The following is a 26,997-nucleotide window of genomic DNA, read 5'->3' as shown; positions in this document are numbered from 1 at the left end:
CCGTGGAAAAGTTTCAAGAAAGTATGTACAAGCTCATTGTGGAAACATCAACGAAGCTGCCAAAAGATGTGCGTCGGGCGATCGCGCGAGCAAGAATGAAAGAAAATGCAGGAACGCGTGCGGCCATGTCATTAGCAACGATTGTGAAAAATATTCAAATGGCGGATGAAAACATTTCGCCTATTTGCCAAGACACGGGCCTTCCGACATTTAAAATTAAAGTTCCGGTCGGCGTCAATCAAATCGAAATGAAAAAAGCGATTAACCAGGCGATTGCTCAAGCGACAAAAGATGGGAAACTGCGTCCGAACTCTGTTGATTCACTAACGGGCGAAAATAGCGGAGATAATCTTGGAATCGGCATTCCTGTCATTAAATTTGAGCAATGGGAGAAAGACTATATTGATGTTCGCCTTATTTTAAAAGGAGGCGGCTGTGAAAATAAAAACATTCAATATAGCCTTCCTTGCGAATTAGAAGGGTTAGGACGAGCTGGCCGCGATTTAGATGGCATTCGCAAATGCATTTTACATGCGGTGTATCAAGCGCAAGGCCAAGGATGCAGCGCTGGATTTATCGGCGTGGGCATTGGCGGTGATCGCTCTTCAGGTTACGATTTAGCGAAGGAGCAACTATTCCGTCCTGTCGATGATGTCAACCCGAACGAGCAGTTGCGACAACTGGAAGAATATATTATGGAAGCTGCGAACAAGCTTGGCATTGGTACGATGGGATTCGGCGGAGAGACAACGCTTCTTGGCTGTAAAATCGGTGTGATGCATCGCATTCCAGCGAGTTTCTTCGTATCGGTTGCTTATAACTGTTGGGCATTCCGCCGCCTTGGTGTCATCATCGATCCAGCAACTGGAGAGATTCAAGAGTGGCTTTATCAAGATGGCGACGATGTCGATTTTGGTCATGACGAACAGTATGAAACAAACACAAAAGAAGTGCGTGAAGTCGTGTTAGAAGCACCGATTACCGAAGAACAAATTCGCCAGCTCAAAGTCGGTGATGTCGTTCGCATTAACGGCATGATTTATACAGGACGCGATGCGATTCATAAATATTTAATGGACCATGATTCGCCAGTCGATTTAAACGGACAAATTATTTACCATTGCGGTCCAGTGATGCTAAAAGATGAAAATGGAAACTGGCAAGTGAAAGCGGCGGGACCGACGACAAGCATTCGCGAGGAACCTTATCAAGGCGAAATTATGAAAAAATTTGGTATTCGTGCCGTGATCGGAAAAGGCGGCATGGGCGCGAAAACGCTGGCGGCATTAAAAGAACATGGTGGCGTGTACTTAAATGCGATTGGCGGTGCGGCACAATATTATGCGGACTGTATCAAATCCGTCGAAGGCGTCGACTTTTTAGAATTCGGTATTCCTGAAGCGATGTGGCATTTGCGGGTTGAAAACTTTACGGCTGTCGTGACGATGGATTCGCACGGAAACAGCCTTCATGAGGATGTTGAAAAATCATCGCTTGAAAAATTAGCGCAATTTAAAGACCCTGTGTTTAAATAATGAAAAACGAAAGACCGTTTAGCTTTTGGCTAGACGGTCTTTTTTGTCATAAAAAATGAAAGAAAGAAAAACCTATAACTAATGCATGGATGAATGGAGGGTTTCGTCATGAGAAAAATGGTCTATAGCATCGTTATTTTTTTGTTTACATTTGTGTGCAGTCATGAAACGTATGCATTATCGTGGGGATTTAAACGAAGCGAAAATCATATGCCCCCTTCGGCAGGGAAAGAATTGGATGAATTGCTTGCGAAGTACGATGCTTTTTATCTCGGCAACACCACGAAAAAAGAAATTTATTTAACATTTGATAACGGATATGAAAACGGCTATACCGAGAAGATTTTAAATATTTTAAAAGAAAAGAACGTCCCTGCTACGTTTTTTGTAACGGGTCATTATTTGCAATCGGCTCCGCATTTAGTGAAAAGAATGGTAAAAGAAGGGCATATCGTCGGAAACCACTCTTGGCATCACCCAGATTTAACAACAGTCAGTGATGAGAAGTTGCGCCGTGAGTTAGAAATGGTTCGCAAAAAAACAGAACTGTTAACCGGTCAACGGAACATGAATTACCTTCGTCCGCCGCGCGGCATTTTTGATGAAAGGACGATGCGAATAGCGAAAGAATTAGGCTATTATCATGTGTTTTGGTCGCTTGCCTTTGTTGATTGGAACGTTCATCAACAAAAAGGCTGGCAATATGCTTACGAAAATATTATGAAGCAAATTCATCCGGGAGCGATTCTTTTGCTGCATACCGTTTCGAAAGATAATGCCGATGCGTTAGAAAAGGTGATTGACGATTTACAAAAGCAAGGGTATACATTTAAGAGCTTAGATGATTTAATGGTAGAGAAAGCAATGTTTCATCCTTGGTTATTCGCCCTTTGAACAAACGATTCAAAGGGCTTTCAACGTGTATGATATTATAATTTTTGCGGAAAGGATCGAAAGTGGATGTGGCAAGAAAAAATACAGGTTCAACCGCCTTATGATTTTTCCCTTGTCTTGCAAAAATTGGGTCAGCAACCGCTCGTCTGCATGGATTTGAACGAACAATGGATTCGCGTGCCGATGTACATTGAGCGCGAACCTGTCGTTGTTTCTGTTCAATCGATCGGTTCGCGACAGGAGCCGTGTTTTCTTGTTTCGGCTGACCAAGCGAAATTCAAAGATGAAATCATTGAACGAATCGCAACGATTTTTCAGTGGAACGTGCCGCTCAAACCGATTCAAGAACATTTTTTACAAACCGAACTGCGCGACCTTTTTATCCGCTTTGAAGGAATGCCGCTTATGTTAGATGTCGATTTATATTTTTGCTTGCTGAAATGCATCATTCACCAGCAAGTCAATATGACGTTTGCTTATCGGCTGACAGAACGGTTCGTGAAGCAGTTTGGCATGGAGAAGGATGGTGTATGGTTTTATCCGCAGCCGGAGACCGTCGCCTCCTTGCATTATGACGATGTACGCGCCTTGCAATTTAGCGCAAAGAAAGCAGAATATATCATTGATCTATCCAAGATGGTTGCAGAAGGAATGCTCGATTTAAATGAACTGGCTTCACAGTCCGATGAAGAAATCATGAAACGGCTTCTTCCGATTCGCGGCGTCGGTCCATGGACGGTCCAAAATTTTCTATTGTTCGGGCTTGGGAGACCAAATATTTTCCCGAAAGCGGACCTTGGCTTGCAAAAAGCGATGCAACGTCTTTTGGCGTTAGAAAAGAAACCAACGATGGAACAAATGGATGCAATGAGCGAACGATGGAAGCCGTATTTAAGCTATGCCACTTTTTATTTATGGAGAAGTATAGAAGGAGAATGATCCATGATACAAGTAGGACAACAATTCCTGTTAACGATCAAACGAATCGGCATTAATGGCGAAGGGGTTGGATATTTTAAGAAACAAGTTGTTTTTGTTCCCGGAGCTCTTCCAGGGGAAGAGGTAGTCGTGGAAGCGACAAAAGTAGAAAAAAATTATGCAGAAGCGCGCGTGAAAAAAATTAGAAAAAAATCGCCGCATCGCATTCAACCGCGTTGCCCTGTTTATGAGCAGTGCGGCGGATGCCAACTGCAACATCTTGATTATGAAGCTCAGCTTGAAGCGAAACGAGATATTGTCATTCAAGCATTTGAACGGCATTTTCATCAGCCGCTAGAAGAAAGCAAAATCCGCAAAACGATTGGCATGGACAATCCTTGGCATTATCGAAATAAAAGCCAATTTCAAGTGGGAAAAGAAAAAGAAAAAGTAATCGCGGGATTGTATAGTTTAAATTCGCATCGTTTGGTCGATATTAGCCACTGCTTCATTCAACATGAAAAAACGATTCGCGCAACGAATACGATCAAGATGATTTTACAAGACTTACGAATTCCAATTTACAATGAGCGAAAGCGAACAGGGATTGTGCGAACGATTGTTGTGCGCGTCGGTTTCCAAACAGGCGACTTGCAAGTGGTGCTTGTGACAGCGACAAAAGAGATTCCGCGCAAGGAGCTGTTTATTTCGGAAATGAAAAGGCGTTTGCCTGAAGTGAAATCGATTGTGCAAAACATTAACGGCCAAAAAACATCGCTTATTTTTGGAGAGGAAACCTTTTTGCTTGAAGGAGAAGAGTATATTCAAGAAGTATTAGGCGACCTTTCATTCGAATTATCGGCTCGCGCCTTTTTCCAGCTAAATCCGGTTCAAACGGTCAAATTGTATGACGAAGTAAAAAAAGCAGCCGCCTTAACAGGAAACGAAAAAATCGTTGATGCATATTGCGGTGTAGGCTCGATCGGGTTATGGTTAGCGAAAGAGGCAAAAGAAGTACGCGGCATGGATATCATTCCCGAAGCGATTGAAGATGCGAAGAAAAACGCAGCCAAACACGGCTTTACGAACACCATGTACGTCGTCGGCAAAGCAGAAAAATGGCTTCCTGCTTGGGTAAAGGAAGGATGGAAGCCAGACGTCATCATTGTCGATCCGCCGCGCACAGGCTGCGATCGGAAATTGCTCGAAACCATTCTGAAAGTAAAACCGAAAAAAATCATCTACGTCTCATGCAATCCATCAACATTAGCGAAAGATGTGGATGTGTTAGCGAAACACTATGACGTACACTCTATTCAACCTGTAGACATGTTCCCGCATACGGCGCATGTTGAAAGTGTTACGCAGCTGATGTTGAAGGTGAAATAAAAATAAACTCTTGCGATTGAGCGGGGAAAAGGTTCGAGGGAACAGGGAAAGTCCTTATCCTTCAAGCCTTTTCTCCTTTTTTCATGTCAAAAATTTATTTTAACATGTTCACCGAGAAGTCTCCCACCTCTAAACAACGTGTAAGTGGGAGAGGTTCATTAGCTTGGCACGGATTTTGCATTACTAATTTATAAAACGCTATAAAGAGGTGTTAATATGCTCACGATCTGTAGATACAAATATTAAAAGAATCGCGTTTGAAATGATTGATTTTTAAGTATATATAAATTATTGGGAGGGGATATCGATCATCGATTGAATATCATGGTAAAGCGAGTGAACGTAAGTGGAGTTAAAAAAGTTATTGCAAAGCGTTCAAGAAGCATATGCGTCCTTATTAAACGCTACGGTTGTTATTTTGGATCAATCGTTTACTCCTGTTACAAGAGTGTCGAGAATGAATGATTTGACAGAGTCGATATTATCTACTTTTCGTTTTTCAAAAAATTTCGGTCGGTTGCGTCGGGCCATGTGGGTCGATACGGATGTGATTGGTGTTAAATCTTTAATTACTCCTGTGATCGTTCAAGATGAAGCAACCTTATTCATTTGGGCAGGGGTGTTTATAGAAGAAGGAACGAAGTCATGGATCGAGTTCTTCCGAAAAGAACAGCAACATTCGTATCCTCTGCATCTAGCGAAAGTAGTTTCATTAGAACAGATGCAAGAGAAGATCGAATGTATAGAAAAAATGGCGAAGATATGTACGCAACTTGTTCAATCACAAAGAGAAAAACAAGAATATCATCATCGCATTCAATTATTAAATAGTATGATTCAATCGTTTTCGAAAAAGAAATTGGGAGTCGAAAACCATTTAAGGCTGTTTCAAAAAATAGACCCATCGATTGAATTTGTAGCGTATGCTGAGCGGATTAGCCCTGATAAATTTTTAATGAAGCATGCGATCGGTGAAGAAGTGAAGCCATTACGCCAACTTTTATTATATAGCGATGACCCCATTGTTAAATTTTTATCTGAAAATAAGCAACCGCTTGTGATAGAAAATGCAGAATCTCACTTATTTGTATCATCTATCTTTAAACAAAAATCAAAACCTTCGTTTTTTTTAGCCTATCCATTAATCATTGATGACGAATTGGTTGGGATTTTATTTGGCGGCAGTTTTCGTGCAAAACGTTTTACCACCTTTCAAGCTGAAAAAACAGTTCAAATGATTGCAAGTGTAATGACTATTCATCTGCAATATGAGAAGACGCTAGCTTTGTTGGATCGGCATTTAATGCGGCTTTCTAATTTAAATGATATGAGTAAAGTGATCAATATGGCTAATGATGTTGACGAATTGCTGCACATGATAGGAGATTTAGCGCAATATCTTGTATCAAGTAAACTGGTAACGATTGTTATTGGAAATCGGCATCATTATATAAAGAATCATTTAATTTCTCAAGAGCAGCTAGATGAATATATAAACCATTTAGAAAAGCGTTGCTTGGAGGGGAAACAAAGTTCTTTTTTAAAATTAAATAAAACACCATTTGGGTTCATGATCGAAGCGTTCTTCTTGCTATCTGAAGAAATAAACGGTGCGTTAGCTGTTCATGTAGAGAAGGAAGAAGATTTAAAGGAAGCGGAAGTATATATCACGACTTTGCTCAACTTTAGCCAAGAAAGACTAAGAAAGTTAGTCGAAGGGGATCATAAAGAACTTGTGTTATCTTATGAAAAAGAGCCTAAAGAATTGCTTGAATGTTTAACTAAAAGAGAGAAGGAAGTATTAAAACAGTTAATACAAGGGCGCAGCAACCGCGAAATTGCTGATCATTTATTTATTAGTGTCCATACCGTTAAAAATCATATCTCGAATATTTTCCATAAACTAGGTGTAACAGATCGCTCACAGCTCATTGCGATGGTATATAAGCTCAATTATGAGAATAGTCGCAATAAAGATTGATAATTGTTGGGGTGTAAGGAGAGAATGAGTCAAAAATTTCATACTTTTGACTTATTTTGTTATAATGAAAATGTAGTAAAAAATAACTATTGTACCATTTAAATCATTCAAGTGACTTTTGCGGAGAATAGGAATAGAAGGTGATATGTTTATATTTTATTTCTTATATAATCATCTACGTTAAGCACACTTGGGCCATTTTCGAAGCATGGAGTAGAGGGAGGGAGCTATCATGCAACGAAATTATGTACTTGATGCAATCATACTATCCACATTTTTATTCATTAGTTTTATCCCACTGCTCATTTATTTAATTGTTAAGAGTTATGTGATGGCTTTCGCTTTGGAAATGGTCATGATTGTTGTCGGTTTTATTTTGTTTAGATTTATTTTTATTTCTCCTCTCCACGAGCTCATTCGATGTTCCCAGGCTGTTTTAAACGGAGATTTGACTCAAGAGGTAGATGTTCAAGCGATTGGGGAAATTAAAAATTTAGCGCTGACGATTAATGGAATGACCGAAAGTTTACGTAATCTAGTCATCAAAATTAAACACGGTTCAAGAAATTTAACAGAAGCAGCGACAGATTTATCTAAAGCTACAGCTACATCAGAAAAGGCGATCGAGTTATTAGCGAATACATTTGAACAAACCGCCTCTTCTACTGAAAAGCAAAGTGCCAATATCGAGGAACTTCAATCAACCATAGAAGAGATTACTTCTTCCATTGAAGAAATTTCTGCATCTGCTCAGCAGGCGAGCGCGGTAGCAACGATGGCCATTCAAACTTCGCAAAACGGTGTAGATGCTGTTAATCATGTAGCGGAACAATTAACATTATTGGAACATAAGTCAAATGATCTCGAACAAGTGATTCGAAAATTAGAAGATAGCTCGAAGCAAATTACAGAAATAATCACATTGATTACCCATATGGCCGATCAAACGAATCTGTTAGCTTTAAATGCTGCAATTGAAGCCGCAAGAGCTGGGGAATACGGTCGAGGATTTGCGATCGTAGCAGATGAAGTGAGAAAATTGGCTGAAGAAAGCGCGAATGCTGCACAAAATATTGGTGAAATTATAAATAAAAATAATGCAGAAACTCAAGAAGCTGTCGATGTGATTAACCAATTAAAAGAACAAGTAGCAATGAGTAAAGAATTGGTGAACCGAGCAAAAGAGGCTCTTTCTGCTATTATGACAAGCTCAGAAGAAATTGATAAAAACTCATCTAACATTGCTGCTGCTGTTGAACAACAGTCTGAAGCAACTCAAATTATAAGCCAAACGGTTGAAATGATTTCCAGCGCAGCTCAACAAATTTCTGCTTCTAGCCAAGAGGCAAACGTCGTTATTGAGGAACAAGTAAGCGCGTCAAGATTGTTAAATAAATCCTCTTCTAATCTACAAACTCTTGCTGAAGAGCTTGAAGCGCTAATCGGTACATTTAAAACGTCATCTTCATGATGGAGCCCACTACTTAAAGTAAGTAGTGGACTGTTTTAGCTATTGTTTTGTTGACAGTATGCGATTGCTTCTCTGTCTGAGTCAAACCATTTTATAAAAGTTGAAAGTTTGGTCGTATGAAAAGATTCTCTCAATGAACTTCCTATATTCGTAATCACGATTTCTTTATTTTTCTTCCTTGCTATGATGCTGCTTTGAATAATAATTTCTAAACCTAACCCATTGATATAACCTACTTTTTCCATGTTCAAAATAATATATGTGCTGTTTCCGTTTACTAATCTTGTTATTTTTCGCTTTAATTCATGAGCATTTTTTAACGTAATATCCTCCTTAAGATATAAAATTTTAAATAGCCCCATTTATTCATCCCCTGCCCATTTTTATTTACACTTAATGTTTTTGTAGTATAGCTTGTTTAAGAAAATTATCTTACACAATTTTACAAAAGTAAATAAAAAAGACATGAACCACTTCTTTCAATCTAAAATGAAATGATCAAAAGTGGTTCATGTCCCTCTAGAAAAATCTTGCCGCCTATGGCAGAAAAGCGGTCTTCTATTCATGATGTGATGTGTCGGAAACTCAACTTGAATCTATATACAAACTGAAATCGATAACATATGAGGCTTAGCTAAATAATATCCTTGAGCATAGCCAATTCCTAAATTTTTCGCACATATCATATCTTCTTCTGTTTCAATTCCTTCTAATATGATGATATTTTCGCCGTCATTAAAATAATCTAAGAAGTAAGACAGGATTTTCTGTTTTTTAAGGTTTTTTGATAAATCTTTTGCAAGATATTGATCCAATTTGATTATATGTGGCTCCACTTCTAGCAAAGTATACAGCGAATGTTTTCCGCGCCCAAAATCATCTAATGCGATGATAAATCCTTTTTCTTTCAGAATAATGATATTTTTTATAAATTGTTTTAAATCTTTTAGCGTCTCTGATTCATTGATTTCTAGCACGATTTGTTGATTAGAAAGGGAAAATTTTTTAACTAACTTTTCCAAAAATTGTGGGAAGAATGGCACGGCAATGGTAGAAGGGTACACATTTACTGATAAAAATAATTCACTTGAGTTTACGGTTTTATAGTATTCATAAAAACTTTTGAAAGAGTTGGAAATAGAAGCCATATCCAACTCATGTATACATCCTTGTTGTTGAGCGTAGTTAAAAAGTAAATCAGGGCTTTTCACAAGGGAACAGCGAAGTAAACTTTCGTAGCCGACAATTTGCTTGCTAGGCAGATGATAGATTGGCTGAAATACATTTGTAAATAAATTTTTCGTTATAATCTCTTGTATTTCATCTAATGTCATATGTAATTTCTCTCCTTTGAATATACCGTTCTTTTCTTATGTTCAATTAAAAATAGCCCTCCTAAAGAGGGCTGTTCAGAAGCCATTGACACGAAAAGTGCTTGTCGCACTTTACATGTAACCTTCCTCATGGAAGGGCAACTGGCTGGCATGTCTATTTTGAAAATAGATTTAGCCCCTTTAGTTTTGCGTCCTACCCTTTCGAGTAGTTTGCCGATTCGATATGAAATTTTTATCTATCTTGTTTAATATTGTCGTCATTTGTATCATATTACAATCCACAGATAGAATGAAATAGCACTGTATTCTTATTTTTTTATTAAACCTAAAATCATGACGCCAACAAAATGTGTTGGCGTCATGTCATGGGTTATTTCCGTTTTTTGCTTTGGCGAATGCCGGATGCTTCGGCGCGCGCTTGTGCTTCTAAATCTTCATGATCGGCGAATTCAGCAGAAAATTCGACGTCATACCCGTCCGATTTCATATTTTTTGGCACTTGCGGTAATGTTGATTTGTTTTTATCGCGCGCTTTTTGACCGCGTGAACGTCCCATGTTGTTGCCTCCTTTAGCTGGTTTCACTTTTAGCATGCAACGGAACAACGAAATGATGAATGGTGAATGTTGTTAATGTCTTGCTTTTTTAGCGGTAAAGCCGCCTGCCTGATCGGCTCGTTTGAAGTCGCGCGCGTACATGACTTCTTGAGCGCTTGATAACGTGCTTTTCGTTTTATCTTTCTTCTTTTTTTCAGTCATATTCATCCCTCGCTTTGTTTATGGTAGACGTTTACATTATGGACGAAAAAGGAAAAATTTATCCAAACAAAAAACCTGTTCGATGTTCGAACAGGTTTATGCTTCTTTTAATTTTTGTTCCTCTTCTTCTTTCAATTGGCGCATCATGTATAGCGTGTAATTGTCCTTCGAAATCTCATATAGGTTATAAATGTCTTCCCCTTGATTGATTTCGTCTAACAAACTTTTTCGTGTTTCATTAGCAAATGTGACGTAAGGTAATTTTTCAGCGGCTTTAATGGAGCGGACGTTTACTTTGCGAATGCGCATGAAGATCGTTTCGATGGATAATTCGTAGAAGAGTTCTTTAAAGAAGGCATCTTTTGCTAGTTGGTTGTATCCTTTGCCATGATACGGTTTTCCTAGCCAAGTGCCTAAAAAGCCTGCTCCATCTTGAATATCGAATAAATTAATCGTTCCAATCGGATTGCCCCATTCATCTAAAATGGTGCGCGAAATGAGTTCGCCGCGTTCTTCTGCTTCAATCGTTTGTTTTGTAATGAATAAAAATTCTTCGTATGAATAAGCTTTCTGGCGCACGAAAGGGAAGACGTCCGGGTGCACCATTAGCTCGTATAACGCTTGGCAATCTTGTAATTCACGTTTTTTTAGCATAATATCGCCCTCCTCCATCGAGGGCAGTCGACCTATGGGATCGAGCCACCCTCGAAATTTTTCAATTTATGCAAATCAAAAAATTTCGGGGTGGGAATCGAACCCACTAGAACCAGCAGTTATGCTGGTGGCGCACCATTTGCCTTCCCTTACTTTCGCATCGATATCTAATTGTGAACGTATATTTTCGTTTTTTGACACAACCTTCTATATCATACTTGAGTTTTTGTGAAAAATAAATAGTTTTTTTGTTAATTTTTTTTGTATACGATTTCACCATTGATCATGGTTAACAAAGGCATCGCTAAATAGTGGAATGGATGATGGTTCCAAACAACGATATCCGCATCCTTTCCTTCTTCTAAGCTCCCCACTAAATGATCGACACCTAAATTACGAGCAGGTAATATCGTAATGCCTTCTAATGCTTTTTGTTCATCTAATCCTTCACGAACCGCAATTGCGGCACAAATGTTTAAATATTGGATCGGTGTATACGGGTGATCGGTTGTAATGGATACTTCCAAGCCGGCATCTGAGAGGATTTGATATGTTTTCCAACTTTTGTTTTTCAACTCCACCTTTGAGCGTCTTGTTAAGGTTGGACCGACGGAAACTTGCAACGGACGTTCTTTTAACTCGTCAGCGATGAGATGTCCTTCTGTACAATGTTCAATGCGTAAATCAAGATCAAATTCTTCAGCAAAACGAATGGCAGAAAGAATATCATCGGCGCGGTGAGCGTGGATGCGCACGGGAATTTCCCGATTTAATGCTTGAATGATCGGAATGGTGCGCAAATCGTGTGGACAATCACAGTACTTTGCGTTATAAAACGTCTCACGCAACATCCCCATAATTCCCATGCGTGTCATTGATTCTTTGTTTCCGTGGCTATGAATGCGTTTCGGATTTTCGCCAAGCGCGATTTTCAGTCCGGCGGTTTCTTTAATGATCATTTTGGAAATGTTTTTCCCGTGTGTTTTAATAACGGCGGTTGTTCCGCCGATCACATTGGCACTTCCGGGCATAATGTGCACCGTTGTAATGCCGTGTTCAATTGCATCCCGAAAGCCCGGATCAAGCGGATAGACGCTGTCGATCGCACGGACATGAGGTGTCATCGTTTCAATCGTCTCGTTTGCATCGTTTCCTGCCCATCCTGTTCCTTCATCGTATAAGCCGAGATGGGTGTGCACATCAATAAAGCCAGGAAAAAGGTACTTTCCTGAAACATCGATGACGTCCGTTTGTTCATCAGCAACAAAATCAAATCCGATTGCTTTTATCTTTCCATCTTCGACAAGCAAATCAGCCCCGTTTAGCGGCGGTGATGTAATTGGATAAATGATCGCATTTTTAAATAGAATTTTCCCCATTTTAAACTCCCTTGCTTCTCTTAAAGTCATTTAGTAATATTCTTCACGATTGTAATATGTTCTTTAACGCTTCTTCAAGAGTAGGAAACGAAAAAGAGAAGCCGGCGCTCATTAATTTTTCTGGAAAGACTTTTTGTCCTTCTAGTACGAGCATGCTCATTTCACCAAGTAAAAGCTTTAAAGCGAAGGAAGGGACTGGAATCCAATGTGGCCGTTTTAATATATGGGCAACCGTTTGACCAAATTGTTTCATTGTTGTTGGTTGAGGCGCGGTTACATTGACGGGGCCTATCAACGATTCATTCATCATCGCAAATTCGATGGATCGAACAACGTCATGAATATGCACCCATGACATCCATTGCTTCCCTGAACCAATCGTTCCCCCGATGAACCATTTATACGGCAATAGGATGCGCGGCAAAGCTCCTTCATCTTTTCCTAAAATGATGCCAAAGCGCATCAACACGGTACGAACCCCTAACGTCTCGATTTTTTGTGCTTCTTGTTCCCAACGTTGAACGGTTTGTGCAAGAAAATCGCGACCGGTTGTCGAACTTTTTTCTGTAAATGTCTCATGAAGTGATGTACCGTAAATGCCGATGGCGCTTGCTTGAATGAGTACGTTTGGTTTTTGTTTCATGTTGGCAATGAGGTCGTAAACGGCTTTTGTTGCGGAGAGGCGACTTTTTATAATGCTTTGTTTTCGTGCTTCATTCCATCTGCCGCTATTAATCGATTCGCCTGCCAGGTTGATGATGGCATCAATAGGGGGGAGCTGGCGATATGGTTGTGCATCATTCGTTAACCATTGAACATAATGAATGTTTGTTTCGTTTTTTATTTTGGTTGTTTTTCGCGTTAGTATATAAATATGATGGCCTTTTTGTCTAAAATACTCAGTTAATGCTTTTCCGACAAAACCGGTTCCGCCGGCGATGGCGATATTCATATTGATCCCTCCTTTTTTACCATTATGCTTTGTTTTTACAAAAAAAGAAAGAAAAGGTGTGTTGATTCAATGATATTGATTACAAAAATAGCAGTCGAAAAAAATAATCATGAACGTTTTCGCATTTATGTGGATCGTGGAGATGGGAAAGAATATATGTTCACTGTTGATCAAGACGTGCTCATTCAGTTTCAGTTGAAAAAAGGAAAAGAGATTTCAGAAGAACAATTAAATCAAATGTTATATGAAGATTTGATTAAACAAGCGTATCAAATGTCTCTTCGTTTCCTTTCTTATCGAATGCGATCAGAGAAGGAAGTGCGCGATTTTTTACATAAAAAAAATGTACCGCATGACGTCATTGAAAAAGTGCTGCATACATTGCGGCAAAATCGATATGTTGACGATCAACAATTTGCGATCGCGTATGTACAAACACAAAAAAAGACAACGTGGAAGGGACCGCAGCTTATTTATAAAGAATTACTTGAAAAAGGGGTGGAACAAGAAATCATCGAGGAAGCCATCACGCAATACCTGATTTCGGAACAAATCGAAAAAGCAAAAAAATGGATCGAAAAAGTAAGGAAACAATCTAAAAAACGTTCTGAAAAGGAACAAAAAATGCATGTTGTACAAACCTTAAAAATGAAAGGATTTACACAAGAGGTCATTGACGAGGTGAGCAAAGAAATTCAGCAAGATGAGCAAAGTGAATGGGAAGCATTGCAATATTACGGTCAAAAAGCGCATCGACGTTATGAAAAATATGAAGGTTATACATACGAACAAAAAATGAAGCAGGCGCTTTATCGCAAAGGATTTTCCATGGAGATGATTGAAGAATTTTTACAAAAAATAAAAGAAGAACAGTAGGAGAAAGTTCTCCTACTGAATGATGATTTCAGCTTGGCCGCGATCTTCAGCGATGATGGTTTTGGCGACCTCTTTCGGTGAGCGTAAACGCGAGCGATCTTTGATGTGATTCGATCCTTCCCAGAACGGTGTATCCATTCCGCCCATGTAAACGGCTGTGACCGAAATATTCGTTTGTTCTAATTCTTTTATAAGACTTTCAGTAAATCCACGAACGGCGAACTTACTAGCGACATAAACGGACTCGTTTACTTTTCCGCGCAGTCCCGCGGTGGAAATGATGTTCATAATTTTAGCTTTTGGCAATGTTTTGAAATAAGGAAGAAATGCTTTTGTTACATAAATCGTTCCTTTGACGTTTGTGTCGATCACTTCGTGAATTTGTTGCTCTGTCATTTCTTCAAGCGGTCCGAAATGACCGACTCCTGCATTGTTAACGAGCATCGTTACTTGATGTTCGTTTAAGATAGTTTGAACCTTGTTATGTACATCTTCGTAACAAGTAATATCGAGCGGATAAATGTATGCTTCGCCATTCATGGCCTGAATTTTCGTTTGAACGTCGATCAGCGGCTCTTTTCGTCTGCCGATCAAAATCAGTTTATGGCCTTGTTCCGCATATAAAAGCGCTAATTCCTTTCCTAACCCTGTTCCTGCTCCTGTAATCACGATGGTTTCCATTTATTTCATCTCCTTATTTAGTTATACATTTCAATTATTATGGAAAAGGATGAAGGTAGGCAAGTTTCATGAAGTAACCAAATATAATTGTGAAAGCATGAACAATCATGTGATATAATGTCTAACGTCTAATGTCATTATATTACATGATGGAAAGGGGAACGATATGAACTTATTGCAATTGCTAACAGCCTCTACACCTGTATTAGCTGTTTTTATTTTTCTTGTTTTGTTGCGTTTGCCAGCGGCAAAAGCCATGCCGATTAGCTTGATAATCACCGTTGTGCTGTCTCTTCTTGTTTGGAAGATGCCAGCTATTCAAGTAGCAGCGGCGACCGTTGAGGGATTCATTGTTGCCATCTCGATTTTATGGATCATTTTTGGCGCGATTCTTCTACTGAATACATTGACGAAAAGCGGAGCAATGAATGCCATTCGAAGCGGCTTTTTAGGCATTACAAAAGATCGCCGCGTTCAAGTCATTATTATTGCATGGCTATTTGGTGCGTTTATTGAAGGTGCGGCTGGATTTGGTACGCCAGCAGCGATTGGGGCACCGCTCTTAGTCGCTTTAGGTTTCCCGCCGCTTGCGGCAGTTGTTGTTGCGCTAGTGGCAGATAGCAGCCCTGTTTCTTTTGGAGCGGTTGGTACACCGATTATTGTTGGCGTCGATCAAGGATTGCGGGAAGGTCATTCTGTTGCAGCCCAAGTACAACAAGTGATCGGAACGAACGACTTGTCTAGCTTTTTGCAAACGCTCGCCAAACAAGCAGTTTCGTTTGATTTAATTCTTGGTACGCTGATCCCGCTCATACTCGTTTTAATTTTGACGCGTTTTTTTGGTGAAAATCGCTCGTGGAAAGAAGGATTGCAAATTTGGAAATTTGCATTATTTGCGGGATTGAGCTTTACTGTTCCAGCATTTATTGTTGCTACGTTTCTTGGACCTGAATTTCCATCGATGATCGGAGGACTAATTGGGTTAGCGATCGTCGTTCCAGCTGCGAAAAAAGGATTTCTTTTGCCAAAAGAGCCATGGGATTTTAAGAAAAATGAACAAGCAGAAACGGTTGTTGAAACAAAAATCGAAAAAAATATGCCTCTTTTCTTAGCTTGGATGCCATACATTTTTGTGGCGATCATTCTAGTATTAACAAGATTGCAAAACCTTCCTTTAAAAGCATGGTTACGTTCAGTAAAATTGGAATTTAACCATATTTTAGGAACGAACATTAGTACATCGATTGAACCGTTATATTTACCGGGGACTATTTTCCTTGTTGTGATTCTTATTACTATTTTCATGCATCGAATGAAACGGGAAGAAGTCGTTGCTACATTTAAAGAATCAGCTCAAACGCTAGTCGGCAGTGCAATTGCTTTAGGAACCGCTGTACCGATGGTGCGCATTTTTATTAACTCAGGAATAAATGAAGCCGGTCTTGCTAGTATGCCGCTTGAGTTGGCATCGATGGTGGCTAGTGCTGTTGGTGCCGGATGGCCGATGGTTGCACCGTTAATCGGTTCGCTTGGATCATTTATCTCTGGCAGTGCAACCTTTAGCAATATGATGTTCTCATTATTCCAGTTTAGCGTGGCAGATCAAATCAACGTTCCACACCATCTTGTCTTAGCTGGACAAATGTTAGGGGCAAATGCAGGAAACATGGTATGTGTATTAAATGTCGTTGCAGCAGCTTCCGTTGTTGGCCTTGCTGGGAAAGAAGGAACCATCATTCGCATGACGCTCGGCCCAATGCTTTATTATGTTCTCATGACGGGACTATTTAGCATGCTTTTGATCTATGTATTTTAATGTAAATTTATGCTACGATATAATTAGAGAAATTGGTACAAAGTGGAGTGGGGGAAATGCAGCCAAAACGGTACAGCGAGATGACAGAGTGGGAGTTAAAACAAGAAATTGCCGCGCTAACAGAAAAAGCGCGAAAAGCGGAACAAATGGGGATGATTAATGAATATGCGGTGTATGAACGTAAAATTGCGATGGCAAAAGCTTATTTACTAGATCCGAATGATTTTCAGCCTGGCGAATTTTATGAAATTGATGGCGCTCCTCGTTCGTTATTTAAAGTTCAATATGTAAATGGCGTATTTGCTTGGGGATACCGACTAGATGAACCTGATAAGGAAGTGGCATTGCCGATTTCGATGTTAAAGAAAAAGGCTGACCTAAATTGAAAAAGGTCAGCCCTGTTTATTTTGATTACGAACGCTTTCGGACGTCATATTCGAGAACGATCGCATGTTGTGTTTGTTGAGTCTCTCCATTTACTTGAGAATGAGCGTGTTTTGGATTGGCCCAAGGCTGCTGAAATGGGTTAGAATAAAGATTGTCATAAAATTTCTTTTTCGAATGTTTTCCCATTTTACTCCCCCTCGATATCGCTTCGTTGAGTGGATGCGTGCATTCGCTCTTGAGGATGGGTGTTAATCGTTCCGTTTGCGCGCTTGGATGCATATTCCGCCTTAGCACGCGGTTCGCCTTCCAATTTGTTATTGTTTTGATTTGGGAAGTTTCGTTCCTTATTGCTCATCGCCCTGTCCCCCTTTGTTCCATCGTGCACGATAAGCGAGCACGTATGGATAGTATGGATGAAGATGATCAAAAATATGAATGCTAGGTGGTGAAAGCAAATGGATATGAATGAATATTTTGAGCGTTTGACAAATGAATTGCTTGAAAAAAATGATCGACTTACTTACGCTCAAGCACGAACATGGGTGGAATTGCTATGGGAAGATTTTGAAACGACTTATGCCCGAGCCGGGTGGTCTTATAAAGGAAAAGAGTTAACAGAAAAAGTGGTTCGACAATGGATTGAGAATTATGGTCCGCGCTTGCACGAATTTGTAGCAACCAATCCAAAATATAAACATTTGCTTAATCAATAAAGCTGTCTCAGTTTGAAGCGAGACAGCTTTTAGCTTGGAATGAGCTCCAACTTTTTGCGCAGTTTTTTTTCGCTGAAAATCCAACCCGTGTAAGAACTAACGATATTTAAATCAAGGTCGAGTTGAACGACCGCCACAAATGGATAATAACCTTTGCTTCGATAGCGCAAATCGGTAAAACGCACTTCGTAATGATCGGAGTATTCATTGACTTCCCAGCGGTAAACAGGCGAAAAAGAGAGAAATGCTGCTAAGTTCTCATCTTTTTTGGCAGCTTCGATGACAGGAATGTTGGGAATCGGGCATTTTTCAAATATATCTAATATCCGGATCTCTCCATTTTTTGCGCGTGCAACATAAAAGTGAGTGGCTGTCGAAACAGCTAGATGCCACTCATTCCATTTCATTGTAGGAACTGTGATGATTTGTTCAACGTTTTCAAACATATTTCGAAGCTTTGTTTTAATCGTTTGTTGTTGTTGAAAGCGGAAAATATAGTAACCAACAAGCAACGCATAAATCGCTAAAAACGTATAGCCTAGATGGGCCCCGTTCAACCATAGCGCAATGCCGATGAGATGCGCAATGAAAATAAATGGATCAAATGTATTAATGATGCCGAGGGCGATCCATTTTTTTGAAAACGGCCTGAGCGCTTGCGTTCCGTAAGCATTAAAAATGTCAACCAAAACATGAAGGCTAACAGCGATGAACGTCCAAAGCAATAAATGGAAAAATGAGACGTGATAAACGTAAAAAAGAATGGTGCTAATCAGCAACGTCCATATGAATACAGCGGGGATCGAATGGGTAATTCCCCGGTGATTGCGAATATATTTAGCGTTATTTTTTAATTTTAAAATGGTATCTAAATCGGGGGTTTGCGAGCCGACTAACGTTCCTAAGAGTACCGCTTCTGCGAGCGCAGGGTTATTGGCGACGGTTGGATCTAATGTCGCAAGTCCCCCTAATGCGATTCCCATTAAAAAGTGTGTGCCTGTATCCAAAAAAAAGCCTCCTTCATATCGATGAATTGAAAAATCAAAGAAGATTACCTATAACTGAAATGAACTTATTTTAAGTTTACCACTTTGGAGGAATGATCGTGAAAAAAAATTTGCAACAAATATTGGATGGTTTTCATATTGAACAATTTCAAAACGATTTAATCGATTGGTTCACGAAAGAACAGCGCGATTTGCCTTGGAGAAAAGATCGTGATCCGTACAAAATATGGGTATCAGAAGTCATGCTGCAACAGACGAGAGTCGATACAGTGATTCCTTACTTTCATAAATTTATGGAAAAGTTTCCAACTTTAGAAGCGTTAGCAGAAGCAGATGAAGAAGAAGTATTAAAAGCTTGGGAAGGGCTCGGTTATTATTCGCGTGTCCGTAATTTGCATGCAGCGGTGAAAGAGGTAAAAGAAAAGTATGACGGCGAAGTTCCGCGATCAAAAGAGCAATTTTCCAAATTAAAAGGGGTCGGACCTTACACAACGGGTGCCGTTTTAAGCATTGCATACGGAATTCCTGAACCGGCGGTAGATGGAAATGTGATGCGTGTATTGTCTCGAATTTTTTTAATTTGGGATGATATCGCCAAAGTAAGTACGCGCAAACAATTTGAAGAGATTGTCCGCCATATTATTTCACGCGAAAATCCGTCTTATTTTAATCAAGCATTGATGGAACTTGGCGCTCTCATTTGCGTCCCGATGAATCCGCTTTGTTTGCTGTGCCCTGTTCAAGCGCATTGCCGTGCCTTTCATGAAGGGGTAGAGAAAGAATTGCCAGTAAAAACAAAAACAAAAGCAACGAAAAAAGTATATCTTCGGGCAGTTGTATTAAAAAATGAGGAGGGAAGAATCCTCATTCGCAAACGCCCAAGTGAAGGGCTGCTGGCAAATTTGTGGGAGTTTCCAAATGATGAGCTTCCTTTACAAATAGAAGAAGCACAAGCATTTGCTGAATGGATCAGCCGTGAGCATAACGTTGTTGTGCAATCGTTAGAGCCTATTGGTGAATTTGAGCATGTATTTTCTCACTTAATTTGGCATATCACCGCTTATCGAGGAGAAGCGATTGGACAAACAAGCGAAAGTGAAACAAGCAAATGGGTAACGCCAGAACAATTAGAAACATATGCATTTCCAGTTTCCCATCAACGTATTTGGAAAGCATACAATGAATAAAGGTGAGTTAGCGCTCACCTTTATTCATAAAAAACGCGTGTTCCGTGTGTGTAATCCGCTTCATTGCGCTTCAGTCCGCCTCTTGCTTCAATCTCCTCAATCACTTCGCGATGAATGGTCTGGCCCTCTGCATTTAAATATGGTGTCATTTGTTGGAGCGCATGATGGAAAAAAGCTAACTCGCTGTCACGCCATTTTGTTTTTGGGATCATCCCTAGCTCTGTTAAATCACGTCCTACATACATGTTTTTCACCTCGTTCATAGTTTGAAAAAAGGTAGGAAGAATTATTCGAAAAAACGATAAAATGGTAAGAAAAAGATGTGGATATTTCTCACCTCTTCGGGAAAAAGTAATGGTCGTGGAGGTGAGAATCATGAACAAACAACCAAACAAAACAGTAGCAGGTACAAACATCCAACATGTCAAACAACAAAACGCTCAAACTGCAGGCCAATTTGGCACAGAGTTTGCTTCTGAAACGGACGTTCAGCAAGTGAAACAAGCTAATGCACAAGCAGAAGCAAAGAAAGCACAAAATTCAAGCAAGTAAATAAGAAAGGCACCCCTTCTTGACGGAAAAGGGGGTGCCTTTTCTTTTGTTTTAATTCATCATCCAAGCAGCTATAATAAGAACATGGAAGCGTCGGAATGAAAGTAGGGAAGATGATGAGTACGGCATATCCAATAACAGGAGAGATCATTCAAATTCATAGTTATAAACATAATGGCCATATTCACCGTGCATGGAAAGAAACCGTTGTATTGAGCGGAAGTGAACAAATGGTGGTCGGTGGAAATGACCGAACGATTGTAACCGAAGCGGATGGACGCACATGGGTTACAAGAGAGCCAGCGATCTGTTTTTTTTATGCAGAGCATTGGTTTAATATTATCGCCATGATTCGTGAAGAAGGAGTGTATTATTATTGCAACATTAGTTCTCCTTTCGTATGGGACGGTGAAGCGTTAAAATATATCGATTATGATTTAGACATTAAAGTTTTTCCGAACATGCATTATGAAATATTAGATGAAGATGAGTATGAGAGCCATCGCCAAGAAATGAATTATCCTGATGTGATCGATAAAATTTTAAAAAATAATGTTCATAAGTTAATTTACTGGATTAAAGAACAAAAGGGGCCATTTTCTCCTAACACCGTTCAAGAATGGTATAAAAAATTCATTATGTACCAAAAGTAACCTTTTGATTGAGTTCCTTTAGTTAACAACGATGAATATGATTTCATCGTTGTTTTTTATTTTCTATTAAGAATAATTTAACTTTTTTGAATTTTTGGTATTGTATTTTTTTATTATTGATGTAATAATTTGAAATATAACGTGACGCTATTTTGAAAACATGAATTTGTTTTGATTTAAAAGGAGTGACTTCATGAATAAGCGTTCAATTTTAGAAGTGAAAAAATTAAAAACTTCTTTTTTTACAGATGATGGAGAAATTCCTGCAGTCGATGGAATCGACCTATGTGTGAAAGAAGGCGAAATTTTAGGCATCGTCGGAGAATCTGGATGCGGGAAAAGCGTCACTTCTCTTTCAATCATGGGGTTATTGCCAAAAGGGATTGGGAAAATTGTTGGCGGCGAAATATGGTTTAAAGGCGAAAATATTGTCAATGCTTCTGAAAAAAGAATGAAGGAAATTCGCGGAAACGAAATTGCGATGATTTTCCAAGAACCGATGACATCGCTAAATCCATTGTTTACAATCGGCAATCAAATGATGGAAGCGATTCTTATACATAATAAAATGAGCAAAAAAGAAGCGCGAGATCGCGCGATCGAAATGTTGAAGCTTGTTGGATTGCCACGCGCTGAAGAAATCATGAAAGAATACCCTCATCAATTATCCGGAGGGATGAGACAGAGGGTCATGATTGCGATGGCGATGGTTTGCAATCCATCTGTTTTAATTGCTGATGAACCAACAACAGCTTTAGACGTCACCATTCAAGCGCAAATTTTACACTTAATGAAAGAGTTAAATCAAAAATTTGGCACAGCGATTATGATGATTACGCACGATTTAGGCGTGGTTGCTGAAATGTGCCAACGAGTAGTGGTGATGTATTCGGGGAAAATTGTGGAAGAAGGGGATGTGAAAACAATCTTTAGAGATCCGAAGCATCCTTACACAATTGGGTTGATCCGTTCAGTTCCAGACATTCGTGAAAAAAAAGCACGCCTTTATTCCATACCAGGAAATGTTCCAAAACCTGGATCCATTAAACAAGGATGTCGATTTGCAGCACGATGTGAGCACGCGTTTGATCAATGTTTGAAAGAAAATCCTGATTTATATGAAGTGAATGAATTTGGCCATCGTGTTCGTTGCTTCTTGCATCAAAAGGGGGAAAACACAACCAATGAGCGAACCGTTATTACGAGTTGAAAGATTAAAAAAATACTTTCCAATTACTTCGGGCATTTTCGGCAAACAAGTTGGACAAGTCAAAGCGGTCGATGATTTATCGTTTACCGTGTATAAAGGAGAAACGTTGGGGATTGTTGGAGAAAGCGGATGCGGGAAATCAACGACAGGAAGAATGCTTCTTCGGTTAATTGAGCCGACAGAAGGTTCGATTTTATTCGAAGATCAAGAGATTACAAGATTATCAAAGTCTGAATTGCGAAAAGTTCGTCGAGAGATGCAAATGATTTTTCAAGACCCATTTGCTTCTCTAAATCCGCGTCATACGGTCGAAAAAATTTTAGAAGAACCGCTCATTGTCCATGGGATTGGCTCAAAACAAGAGCGAAAAAAGAAAGTGCAAGAAATGTTAGAAGTGGTAGGACTCAGCAGTTACCACGCCAAGCGTTATCCCCATCAATTTAGCGGTGGGCAACGCCAGCGAATTGGAATTGCTCGAGCGCTTATGACACGACCGAAGCTCATTATTGCGGACGAACCTGTTTCGGCGCTGGATGTATCGATTCAAGCGCAAGTGTTGAATCTTTTGGAAGATTTACAGAAAGAGTTCGGTCTTACGTATATTTTTATTGCTCATGATTTAGGGGTCGTTCGTCACATTAGCGATCGTGTCGGTGTCATGTATTTAGGTAGAATGGTTGAATTGGCTGAAAGTGAAAATTTATACAACAATCCAAAACATCCTTATACAAAAGCGCTGCTATCCGCAGTGCCCATTCCTGATCCTGAATATAAACAAGAAAAACAATTATTGGTTGGGGATTTGCCAAGTCCTTCAAATCCGCCAACAGGGTGTGCGTTTCATACTCGATGCGATGCGTGTATGGAAATTTGCAAAACAGTTAAGCCAGAGTTGAAAGAAGTGGAAGAAGGTCATTACGTCGCTTGTCATCTTTATTCATAAGATGATAAACGGCGAAATATATATCAATGATCTATAAAAAAGGGGGAGAAAAAACATGAAGAAAAAATGGTTATTGGCCATGCTTGTATTTCTTCTAGCGTTATCAACAGCACTTGCTGGCTGCGGAAAATCAGAAGAAACAAGCGGTGAAAAAAACAACGATCAAGAAAAAAGCGCACAAAGCACGCTCGTTTATGGGCGCGGCGGGGATTCTGTAAGTTTGGATCCTGCTGTGGTTACAGATGGTGAGTCATTAAAAGTTACTAAGAACATCTTCGACACATTATTGGACTACAATGATGGTGATACAAGTATCCAGCCTGCGTTAGCCACAGAGTGGGAAATTTCTCCAGATGGTTTAACGTATACGTTTAAGCTCCGTCAAGGGGTTAAATTCCATGATGGAACTGATTTTAACGCGGAAGCGGTTGTTTTTAACTTCGAGCGTTGGGCGAATGGAAATGCAGACACATTCCCGTATTACGGCTCTATGTTTGGCGGATACAAAAATGATGAGAGCCATGTCATTAAAGAAGTAAAAGCGGTTGATGAATATACTGTTCAATTTGTATTAAAACGTCCGCAAGCGCCATTCTTGAAAAATATTGCGATGACTCCATTTGCGATTGCAAGCCCAGCAGCAATCGAAAAGTATGGTGATAAGTTTGGCGAAAATCCTGTTGGCACTGGCCCATTCGTCTTTAAAGAATGGAAACGCAATGAGCGTATTGTGCTTGAGAAGAACGAAAACTACTGGCTAGAAGGATATCCAAAGTTAAAACAGTTAATTTTCGTCTCGATTCCTGATAACTCTGCCCGCTTAAATGCCTTATTAAAAGGTGAAATTGATTTAATGGAGGATTTGAATCCAGCTGATTTGAAACAAATTGAAGGAAATAAAGATTTCAAGATCTTTAAGCGTCCATCGATGAACGTTGGTTATGTTGGCTTAACGGCAACAAGAGGACCATTGAAAAATAAACTCGTTCGTCAAGCACTTAACCATGCAGTCGATAAACAAGCGATTATTGATGCATTTTATGCTGGGCAAGCAGAGCCAGCGAAAAACCCATTGCCGCCAAGCATTCCTGGATATAATGATGAGATTCAAGATTACCCATTTGACTTAGAAAAAGCAAAACAACTTCTTGCTGAAGCGGGATATCCAAATGGATTCGAAATGGAATTATGGGCAATGCCTGTTCCAAGACCGTATATGCCAGATGGACAAAAAGTGGCTGAAGCCATCCAAGCAAACTTTGAAAAAATTGGCGTCAAAGCGAAAATCGTTACTTATGAGTGGGCAACTTATTTAGACAAAGCGGCAAAAGGAGAAGCGGATGCGTTCTTGCTTGGTTGGACAGGAGATAACGGTGATGCCGATAACTTCTTGTATGCGTTGCTTGATAAAGACAGCATCGGCAGCAACAACTATACGTATTACTCAAACGATGAGCTTCACAAAATTTTAGTTGAAGCGCAAACAATAAGCGATGAGAACAAACGGATTGAGCTTTACAAAAAAGCACAAGAAATCATTAAAGAAGATGCACCATGGATTCCGCTCGTACACTCAACACCATTATTAGCTGGTAAAGCAAATATTGAAGGATTTAATCCACATCCAACAGGATCAGATAAATTCACAAAAGTTGAGTTTAAATAATTTTGTGTTGAGGGAGGGGAGTATATCCTCTCCTTTTTCAATCAGCGAATAAACGGGGAAAGGAAGGAGTGAAAAAAGGTGTTTACTTATGCGCTAAGAAGAATTTTGACGGTCATTCCTGTCCTTTTAGGAATGTCGTTAATTGTCTTTTTTATGATTCGTGCAATTCCTGGGAATCCTGCTCAAGTGATTTTGGGGCAGAAGGCTACAAAAGAAGCGGTCGAAGCATTAACGCATAAATTAGGATTAGATCAACCTTGGTACATTCAATATTTGAAATATTTAAAAGGGTTGTTAACAGGAGATTTAGGAGAGTCGATTCGAACAGGAGCAGCGGTGTCTCAAGAAATTTGGCCGTATTTAGCAGCGACATTGGAATTATCGCTTGCTGCGATGTTCATCGCCGTCATCATTGGAGTGAATGCTGGAATTATTAGTGCTTGGTTTCAAAACTCTTGGTTTGATTATGTAGCGATGGTGCTCGCTTTGATCGGGGTTTCCATGCCTATTTTTTGGCTCGGTTTGATGGAACAATGGATTTTTGCAATTAATTTAGATTTACTGCCAACCTCAGGTAGGGAAGACGTACGAAATCCGATTGAGCCAATTACCCATCTTTATCTCATTGATACACTCATTCAAGGGAATACAGATCAGTTTATTCAAGTTTTGCAACATTTAGTCTTGCCAAGTGTAGCGTTAGCGACGATTCCGATGGCGATCATTGCACGAATGACGCGTTCCAGCATGCTGGAAGTCATGAAGTCGGATTATATTCGCACAGCTCGAGCAAAAGGGTTAAGCATGTTTTGGGTGGTATATAAACACTCTTTAAAAAATGCGATTATTCCGGTTTTGACCGTGATTGGATTGCAAATGGGATTATTGTTAGGAGGGGCGATCTTAACGGAAACGATCTTCAGCTGGCCGGGAATTGGACGTTATATTTATGAAGCGATTGGCTATCGTGATTACCCAGTGATTCAATCTGGAATTTTGATTGTCGCCACCATTTTCATTTTCATCAATTTAGTGGTCGATCTTCTCTATGCGGCAATTGATCCGCGCATTAAATATAATTAACGGAACTAAAGGGGGGAAACATCTTGGCTGAACTCGCTCGCAATGAAGCGCCAATTGAGACAATACAAGAAAATGAAAAGGCCATTTCGCCATGGCGAGAAGGGTGGCGCCGTTTTAAGAAAAATAAAATGGCAATGGTCGGGATGGGGATTGTACTATTTTTCATTTTATTAGCCGTTTTTGCACCTTTGATTGCTCCATATGGCATTAATGATCAAAATTTATCTTTGCGCTTACAAGCCCCATCGAAGGAACATTTATTTGGAACGGATGATTTTGGACGAGATATTTTTTCTCGAGTTGTATATGGTGCACGAATATCGTTATGGGTTGGATTCTTTTCGGTTTTAGGGTCCGTTATCGTCGGTTCTTTGCTAGGGATTATTGCTGGTTATTATGGACGTTGGGTAGACGGAATCATTTCTCGGTTGTTTGATATTATGTTAGCATTCCCTAGTATTTTGCTAGCAATCGGCATTGTTGCTGTATTGGGACCTTCTTTAAAAAATGCATTGATTGCTATTGCCATTATTAACATTCCAAACTTCGGACGGCTCATTCGCTCAAGAGTGTTGAGCATTAAGCAAGAAGAATATATTACGGCTGCGAAAGCGATTGGGATGAGCGATGCCCGCATTTTATTTCATCATATTTTGCCAAACAGCATGACTCCCATTATTGTGCAGGGGACATTAGCGATCGCCACAGCCATTATTGAAGCCGCGGCACTTGGTTTTCTTGGATTGGGGGCACAGCCGCCAAATCCGGAGTGGGGGAAAATGCTTGCAGACTCCAAGGCCTATTTAACGCAAGCGCCGTGGACCATGATTTTCCCAGGATTAGCGATTATGCTAACTGTACTCGGATTTAACTTAATGGGGGATGGATTGAGAGACGCGCTAGATCCACGCATGAAAAATTAATAAAAGCAAAAAAGGCCATCCAAACGGATAGGCCTC

At 39.8% G+C, this 26,997-nt stretch carries 30 protein-coding genes and 1 riboswitch; of the genes, 18 read left to right on the top strand and 12 right to left on the bottom strand.

Annotated elements, in window-relative coordinates; all coding sequences use genetic code 11:
• Positions 1–2: 2 nt before the first annotated feature.
• The 6 genes from EDD69_RS12015 (at position 3) to EDD69_RS11990 (ending at position 8,188) form a co-directional block, all read left to right on the top strand.
• Entirely contained in the window at positions 3–1,535 is a 1,533-nt protein-coding gene (locus tag EDD69_RS12015; RefSeq protein WP_132949191.1) for a fumarate hydratase, read from the top strand.
• A 117-nt stretch (positions 1,536–1,652) separates the two neighbouring features.
• Positions 1,653–2,429 carry a delta-lactam-biosynthetic de-N-acetylase gene (pdaA, locus tag EDD69_RS12010; RefSeq protein WP_243643115.1) on the top strand — a complete coding sequence of 259 codons (777 nt, stop codon included), beginning with the start codon at positions 1,653–1,655 and terminating at the stop codon, positions 2,427–2,429.
• A 66-nt stretch (positions 2,430–2,495) separates the two neighbouring features.
• Entirely contained in the window at positions 2,496–3,368 is an 873-nt protein-coding gene (locus EDD69_RS12005) for a DNA-3-methyladenine glycosylase family protein (RefSeq protein ID WP_132949189.1), read from the top strand.
• Positions 3,369–3,371: 3 nt separating this feature from the next.
• Positions 3,372–4,736: a 23S rRNA (uracil(1939)-C(5))-methyltransferase RlmD gene (gene rlmD / locus EDD69_RS12000; protein WP_132949188.1), complete on the top strand. Its 1,365-nt coding sequence runs from the start codon at positions 3,372–3,374 to the stop codon at positions 4,734–4,736.
• A 346-nt stretch (positions 4,737–5,082) separates the two neighbouring features.
• Positions 5,083–6,717, top strand: coding sequence for a LuxR C-terminal-related transcriptional regulator (locus EDD69_RS15715; RefSeq protein ID WP_279388152.1), 1,635 nt, complete (start codon positions 5,083–5,085; stop codon positions 6,715–6,717).
• 232 nt (positions 6,718–6,949) lie between these two features.
• Positions 6,950–8,188, top strand: a complete 1,239-nt coding sequence (locus EDD69_RS11990; protein ID WP_243643112.1) for a methyl-accepting chemotaxis protein — start codon at positions 6,950–6,952, stop codon at positions 8,186–8,188.
• Between the two features lie 35 nt (positions 8,189–8,223).
• Here EDD69_RS11990 and EDD69_RS11985 read toward each other — a convergent pair whose 3' ends face one another.
• The 7 genes from EDD69_RS11985 to EDD69_RS11955 all read right to left on the bottom strand — a co-directional run bounded on the left by EDD69_RS11985 (position 8,224) and on the right by EDD69_RS11955 (position 13,264).
• On the bottom strand, positions 8,224–8,550 hold the full coding sequence (locus tag EDD69_RS11985; protein ID WP_132949187.1) for an STAS domain-containing protein: 327 nt from the start codon (positions 8,548–8,550) through the stop codon (positions 8,224–8,226).
• A 234-nt stretch (positions 8,551–8,784) separates the two neighbouring features.
• Positions 8,785–9,522 carry an EAL domain-containing protein gene (locus EDD69_RS11980; protein WP_132949186.1) on the bottom strand — a complete coding sequence of 246 codons (738 nt, stop codon included), beginning with the start codon at positions 9,520–9,522 and terminating at the stop codon, positions 8,785–8,787.
• A gap of 133 nt (positions 9,523–9,655) precedes the next feature.
• Positions 9,656–9,747: riboswitch (cyclic di-GMP riboswitch) on the bottom strand.
• A gap of 145 nt (positions 9,748–9,892) precedes the next feature.
• Positions 9,893–10,078, bottom strand: coding sequence for a YfhD family protein (locus tag EDD69_RS11975; protein ID WP_132949185.1), 186 nt, complete (start codon positions 10,076–10,078; stop codon positions 9,893–9,895).
• A 72-nt stretch (positions 10,079–10,150) separates the two neighbouring features.
• Positions 10,151–10,279, bottom strand: a complete 129-nt coding sequence (locus EDD69_RS11970; protein WP_132949184.1) for a YfhE family protein — start codon at positions 10,277–10,279, stop codon at positions 10,151–10,153.
• Positions 10,280–10,375: 96 nt separating this feature from the next.
• Positions 10,376–10,933, bottom strand: a complete 558-nt coding sequence (locus EDD69_RS11965) for a GNAT family N-acetyltransferase (RefSeq protein WP_132949183.1) — start codon at positions 10,931–10,933, stop codon at positions 10,376–10,378.
• A 251-nt stretch (positions 10,934–11,184) separates the two neighbouring features.
• A complete protein-coding gene (locus EDD69_RS11960) occupies positions 11,185–12,312 on the bottom strand; it encodes an amidohydrolase (RefSeq protein WP_132949182.1) in 1,128 nt (375 codons plus the stop codon).
• Positions 12,313–12,355: 43 nt separating this feature from the next.
• Positions 12,356–13,264 carry a TIGR01777 family oxidoreductase gene (locus tag EDD69_RS11955; RefSeq protein ID WP_132949181.1) on the bottom strand — a complete coding sequence of 303 codons (909 nt, stop codon included), beginning with the start codon at positions 13,262–13,264 and terminating at the stop codon, positions 12,356–12,358.
• 69 nt (positions 13,265–13,333) lie between these two features.
• Between EDD69_RS11955 and recX the strand changes: the two genes are divergently transcribed.
• The gene (gene recX / locus EDD69_RS11950) at positions 13,334–14,140 is read left to right on the top strand and encodes a recombination regulator RecX (RefSeq protein WP_132949180.1); all 807 of its coding nucleotides are present in this window, start codon (positions 13,334–13,336) and stop codon (positions 14,138–14,140) included.
• Positions 14,141–14,152: 12 nt separating this feature from the next.
• Here recX and EDD69_RS11945 read toward each other — a convergent pair whose 3' ends face one another.
• Positions 14,153–14,821 carry an SDR family NAD(P)-dependent oxidoreductase gene (locus tag EDD69_RS11945; protein WP_132949179.1) on the bottom strand — a complete coding sequence of 223 codons (669 nt, stop codon included), beginning with the start codon at positions 14,819–14,821 and terminating at the stop codon, positions 14,153–14,155.
• 166 nt (positions 14,822–14,987) lie between these two features.
• On the opposite strand from EDD69_RS11945, the gene EDD69_RS11940 reads away from it, so the two are divergent.
• Both EDD69_RS11940 and EDD69_RS11935 read left to right on the top strand, forming a co-directional pair.
• Complete coding sequence (locus EDD69_RS11940; protein WP_132949178.1) at positions 14,988–16,637, top strand: L-lactate permease; 1,650 nt, start codon at positions 14,988–14,990, stop codon at positions 16,635–16,637.
• Between the two features lie 56 nt (positions 16,638–16,693).
• Positions 16,694–17,023 carry a YfhH family protein gene (locus EDD69_RS11935; protein WP_207893284.1) on the top strand — a complete coding sequence of 110 codons (330 nt, stop codon included), beginning with the start codon at positions 16,694–16,696 and terminating at the stop codon, positions 17,021–17,023.
• Between the two features lie 25 nt (positions 17,024–17,048).
• On the opposite strand, the gene EDD69_RS11930 is transcribed toward EDD69_RS11935, so the two are convergent.
• The gene (locus EDD69_RS11930; RefSeq protein ID WP_132949176.1) at positions 17,049–17,210 is read right to left on the bottom strand and encodes a YpzG family protein; all 162 of its coding nucleotides are present in this window, start codon (positions 17,208–17,210) and stop codon (positions 17,049–17,051) included.
• 1 nt (position 17,211) lies between these two features.
• Complete coding sequence (locus tag EDD69_RS11925) at positions 17,212–17,379, bottom strand: small, acid-soluble spore protein K (protein WP_132949175.1); 168 nt, start codon at positions 17,377–17,379, stop codon at positions 17,212–17,214.
• A 106-nt stretch (positions 17,380–17,485) separates the two neighbouring features.
• On the opposite strand from EDD69_RS11925, the gene EDD69_RS11920 reads away from it, so the two are divergent.
• Positions 17,486–17,737: a YfhJ family protein gene (locus EDD69_RS11920; RefSeq protein ID WP_132949228.1), complete on the top strand. Its 252-nt coding sequence runs from the start codon at positions 17,486–17,488 to the stop codon at positions 17,735–17,737.
• 29 nt (positions 17,738–17,766) lie between these two features.
• Here the strand turns inward: EDD69_RS11920 and EDD69_RS11915 are convergent, their stop codons facing one another.
• The gene (locus EDD69_RS11915; protein ID WP_132949174.1) at positions 17,767–18,744 is read right to left on the bottom strand and encodes a metal-dependent hydrolase; all 978 of its coding nucleotides are present in this window, start codon (positions 18,742–18,744) and stop codon (positions 17,767–17,769) included.
• 92 nt (positions 18,745–18,836) lie between these two features.
• Between EDD69_RS11915 and mutY the strand changes: the two genes are divergently transcribed.
• Positions 18,837–19,931, top strand: coding sequence for an A/G-specific adenine glycosylase (gene mutY, locus EDD69_RS11910; protein ID WP_132949173.1), 1,095 nt, complete (start codon positions 18,837–18,839; stop codon positions 19,929–19,931).
• A gap of 20 nt (positions 19,932–19,951) precedes the next feature.
• Here the strand turns inward: mutY and EDD69_RS11905 are convergent, their stop codons facing one another.
• Positions 19,952–20,176 carry a cytosolic protein gene (locus EDD69_RS11905; protein ID WP_132949172.1) on the bottom strand — a complete coding sequence of 75 codons (225 nt, stop codon included), beginning with the start codon at positions 20,174–20,176 and terminating at the stop codon, positions 19,952–19,954.
• Positions 20,177–20,306: 130 nt separating this feature from the next.
• On the opposite strand from EDD69_RS11905, the gene EDD69_RS11900 reads away from it, so the two are divergent.
• The 7 genes from EDD69_RS11900 (at position 20,307) to nikC (ending at position 26,961) form a co-directional block, all read left to right on the top strand.
• Positions 20,307–20,483, top strand: coding sequence for a gamma-type small acid-soluble spore protein (locus EDD69_RS11900; protein WP_132949171.1), 177 nt, complete (start codon positions 20,307–20,309; stop codon positions 20,481–20,483).
• A 116-nt stretch (positions 20,484–20,599) separates the two neighbouring features.
• The gene (gene ntdP, locus EDD69_RS11895; RefSeq protein WP_132949170.1) at positions 20,600–21,136 is read left to right on the top strand and encodes a nucleoside tri-diphosphate phosphatase; all 537 of its coding nucleotides are present in this window, start codon (positions 20,600–20,602) and stop codon (positions 21,134–21,136) included.
• A gap of 193 nt (positions 21,137–21,329) precedes the next feature.
• Entirely contained in the window at positions 21,330–22,346 is a 1,017-nt protein-coding gene (locus tag EDD69_RS11890) for an ABC transporter ATP-binding protein (RefSeq protein WP_132949169.1), read from the top strand.
• Positions 22,321–23,289, top strand: coding sequence for an ABC transporter ATP-binding protein (locus tag EDD69_RS11885; RefSeq protein WP_132949168.1), 969 nt, complete (start codon positions 22,321–22,323; stop codon positions 23,287–23,289). Before EDD69_RS11890 ends, EDD69_RS11885 begins: the two co-directional genes overlap by 26 nt.
• A 55-nt stretch (positions 23,290–23,344) precedes the next feature.
• A complete protein-coding gene (locus EDD69_RS11880; protein WP_132949167.1) occupies positions 23,345–24,955 on the top strand; it encodes an ABC transporter substrate-binding protein in 1,611 nt (536 codons plus the stop codon).
• Positions 24,956–25,033: 78 nt separating this feature from the next.
• Positions 25,034–26,038, top strand: a complete 1,005-nt coding sequence (locus tag EDD69_RS11875) for an ABC transporter permease (protein WP_132949166.1) — start codon at positions 25,034–25,036, stop codon at positions 26,036–26,038.
• Between the two features lie 23 nt (positions 26,039–26,061).
• A complete protein-coding gene (nikC, locus tag EDD69_RS11870) occupies positions 26,062–26,961 on the top strand; it encodes a nickel transporter permease (RefSeq protein ID WP_132949165.1) in 900 nt (299 codons plus the stop codon).
• Positions 26,962–26,997: the final 36 nt, after the last annotated feature.

This window comes from Thermolongibacillus altinsuensis, from assembly GCF_004341205.1.
Lineage (GTDB): Bacteria > Bacillota > Bacilli > Bacillales > Anoxybacillaceae > Thermolongibacillus > Thermolongibacillus altinsuensis.
Note: the sequence above shows the minus strand (reverse complement) of the source record. Positions and strands in the feature narration are given on the sequence as shown.

What these genes read in the sequence shown, in the direction of transcription:
- EDD69_RS11930 (WP_132949176.1), bottom strand. Translation starts at nt 17,210, where the DNA reads ATGGGAAAACATTCGAAAAAGAAATTTTATGACAATCTTTATTCTAAC.
- EDD69_RS11900 (WP_132949171.1), top strand. Translation starts at nt 20,307, where the DNA reads ATGAACAAACAACCAAACAAAACAGTAGCAGGTACAAACATCCAACAT.
- rlmD (WP_132949188.1), top strand. Translation starts at nt 3,372, where the DNA reads ATGATACAAGTAGGACAACAATTCCTGTTAACGATCAAACGAATCGGC.
- EDD69_RS11980 (WP_132949186.1), bottom strand. Translation starts at nt 9,522, where the DNA reads ATGACATTAGATGAAATACAAGAGATTATAACGAAAAATTTATTTACA.
- EDD69_RS11890 (WP_132949169.1), top strand. Translation starts at nt 21,330, where the DNA reads ATGAATAAGCGTTCAATTTTAGAAGTGAAAAAATTAAAAACTTCTTTT.
- EDD69_RS11965 (WP_132949183.1), bottom strand. Translation starts at nt 10,933, where the DNA reads ATGCTAAAAAAACGTGAATTACAAGATTGCCAAGCGTTATACGAGCTA.
- EDD69_RS11920 (WP_132949228.1), top strand. Translation starts at nt 17,486, where the DNA reads ATGAATGAATATTTTGAGCGTTTGACAAATGAATTGCTTGAAAAAAAT.
- EDD69_RS11985 (WP_132949187.1), bottom strand. Translation starts at nt 8,550, where the DNA reads ATGGGGCTATTTAAAATTTTATATCTTAAGGAGGATATTACGTTAAAA.
- EDD69_RS11940 (WP_132949178.1), top strand. Translation starts at nt 14,988, where the DNA reads ATGAACTTATTGCAATTGCTAACAGCCTCTACACCTGTATTAGCTGTT.
- EDD69_RS11955 (WP_132949181.1), bottom strand. Translation starts at nt 13,264, where the DNA reads ATGAATATCGCCATCGCCGGCGGAACCGGTTTTGTCGGAAAAGCATTA.
- EDD69_RS11935 (WP_207893284.1), top strand. Translation starts at nt 16,694, where the DNA reads ATGCAGCCAAAACGGTACAGCGAGATGACAGAGTGGGAGTTAAAACAA.
- mutY (WP_132949173.1), top strand. Translation starts at nt 18,837, where the DNA reads ATGATCGTGAAAAAAAATTTGCAACAAATATTGGATGGTTTTCATATT.
- EDD69_RS11960 (WP_132949182.1), bottom strand. Translation starts at nt 12,312, where the DNA reads ATGGGGAAAATTCTATTTAAAAATGCGATCATTTATCCAATTACATCA.
- EDD69_RS11975 (WP_132949185.1), bottom strand. Translation starts at nt 10,078, where the DNA reads ATGGGACGTTCACGCGGTCAAAAAGCGCGCGATAAAAACAAATCAACA.
- EDD69_RS11880 (WP_132949167.1), top strand. Translation starts at nt 23,345, where the DNA reads ATGAAGAAAAAATGGTTATTGGCCATGCTTGTATTTCTTCTAGCGTTA.
- EDD69_RS11885 (WP_132949168.1), top strand. Translation starts at nt 22,321, where the DNA reads ATGAGCGAACCGTTATTACGAGTTGAAAGATTAAAAAAATACTTTCCA.
- EDD69_RS11970 (WP_132949184.1), bottom strand. Translation starts at nt 10,279, where the DNA reads ATGACTGAAAAAAAGAAGAAAGATAAAACGAAAAGCACGTTATCAAGC.
- EDD69_RS11925 (WP_132949175.1), bottom strand. Translation starts at nt 17,379, where the DNA reads ATGAGCAATAAGGAACGAAACTTCCCAAATCAAAACAATAACAAATTG.
- EDD69_RS12005 (WP_132949189.1), top strand. Translation starts at nt 2,496, where the DNA reads ATGTGGCAAGAAAAAATACAGGTTCAACCGCCTTATGATTTTTCCCTT.
- EDD69_RS11905 (WP_132949172.1), bottom strand. Translation starts at nt 20,176, where the DNA reads ATGTATGTAGGACGTGATTTAACAGAGCTAGGGATGATCCCAAAAACA.
- pdaA (WP_243643115.1), top strand. Translation starts at nt 1,653, where the DNA reads ATGGTCTATAGCATCGTTATTTTTTTGTTTACATTTGTGTGCAGTCAT.
- recX (WP_132949180.1), top strand. Translation starts at nt 13,334, where the DNA reads ATGATATTGATTACAAAAATAGCAGTCGAAAAAAATAATCATGAACGT.
- EDD69_RS11990 (WP_243643112.1), top strand. Translation starts at nt 6,950, where the DNA reads ATGCAACGAAATTATGTACTTGATGCAATCATACTATCCACATTTTTA.
- EDD69_RS11945 (WP_132949179.1), bottom strand. Translation starts at nt 14,821, where the DNA reads ATGGAAACCATCGTGATTACAGGAGCAGGAACAGGGTTAGGAAAGGAA.
- ntdP (WP_132949170.1), top strand. Translation starts at nt 20,600, where the DNA reads ATGAGTACGGCATATCCAATAACAGGAGAGATCATTCAAATTCATAGT.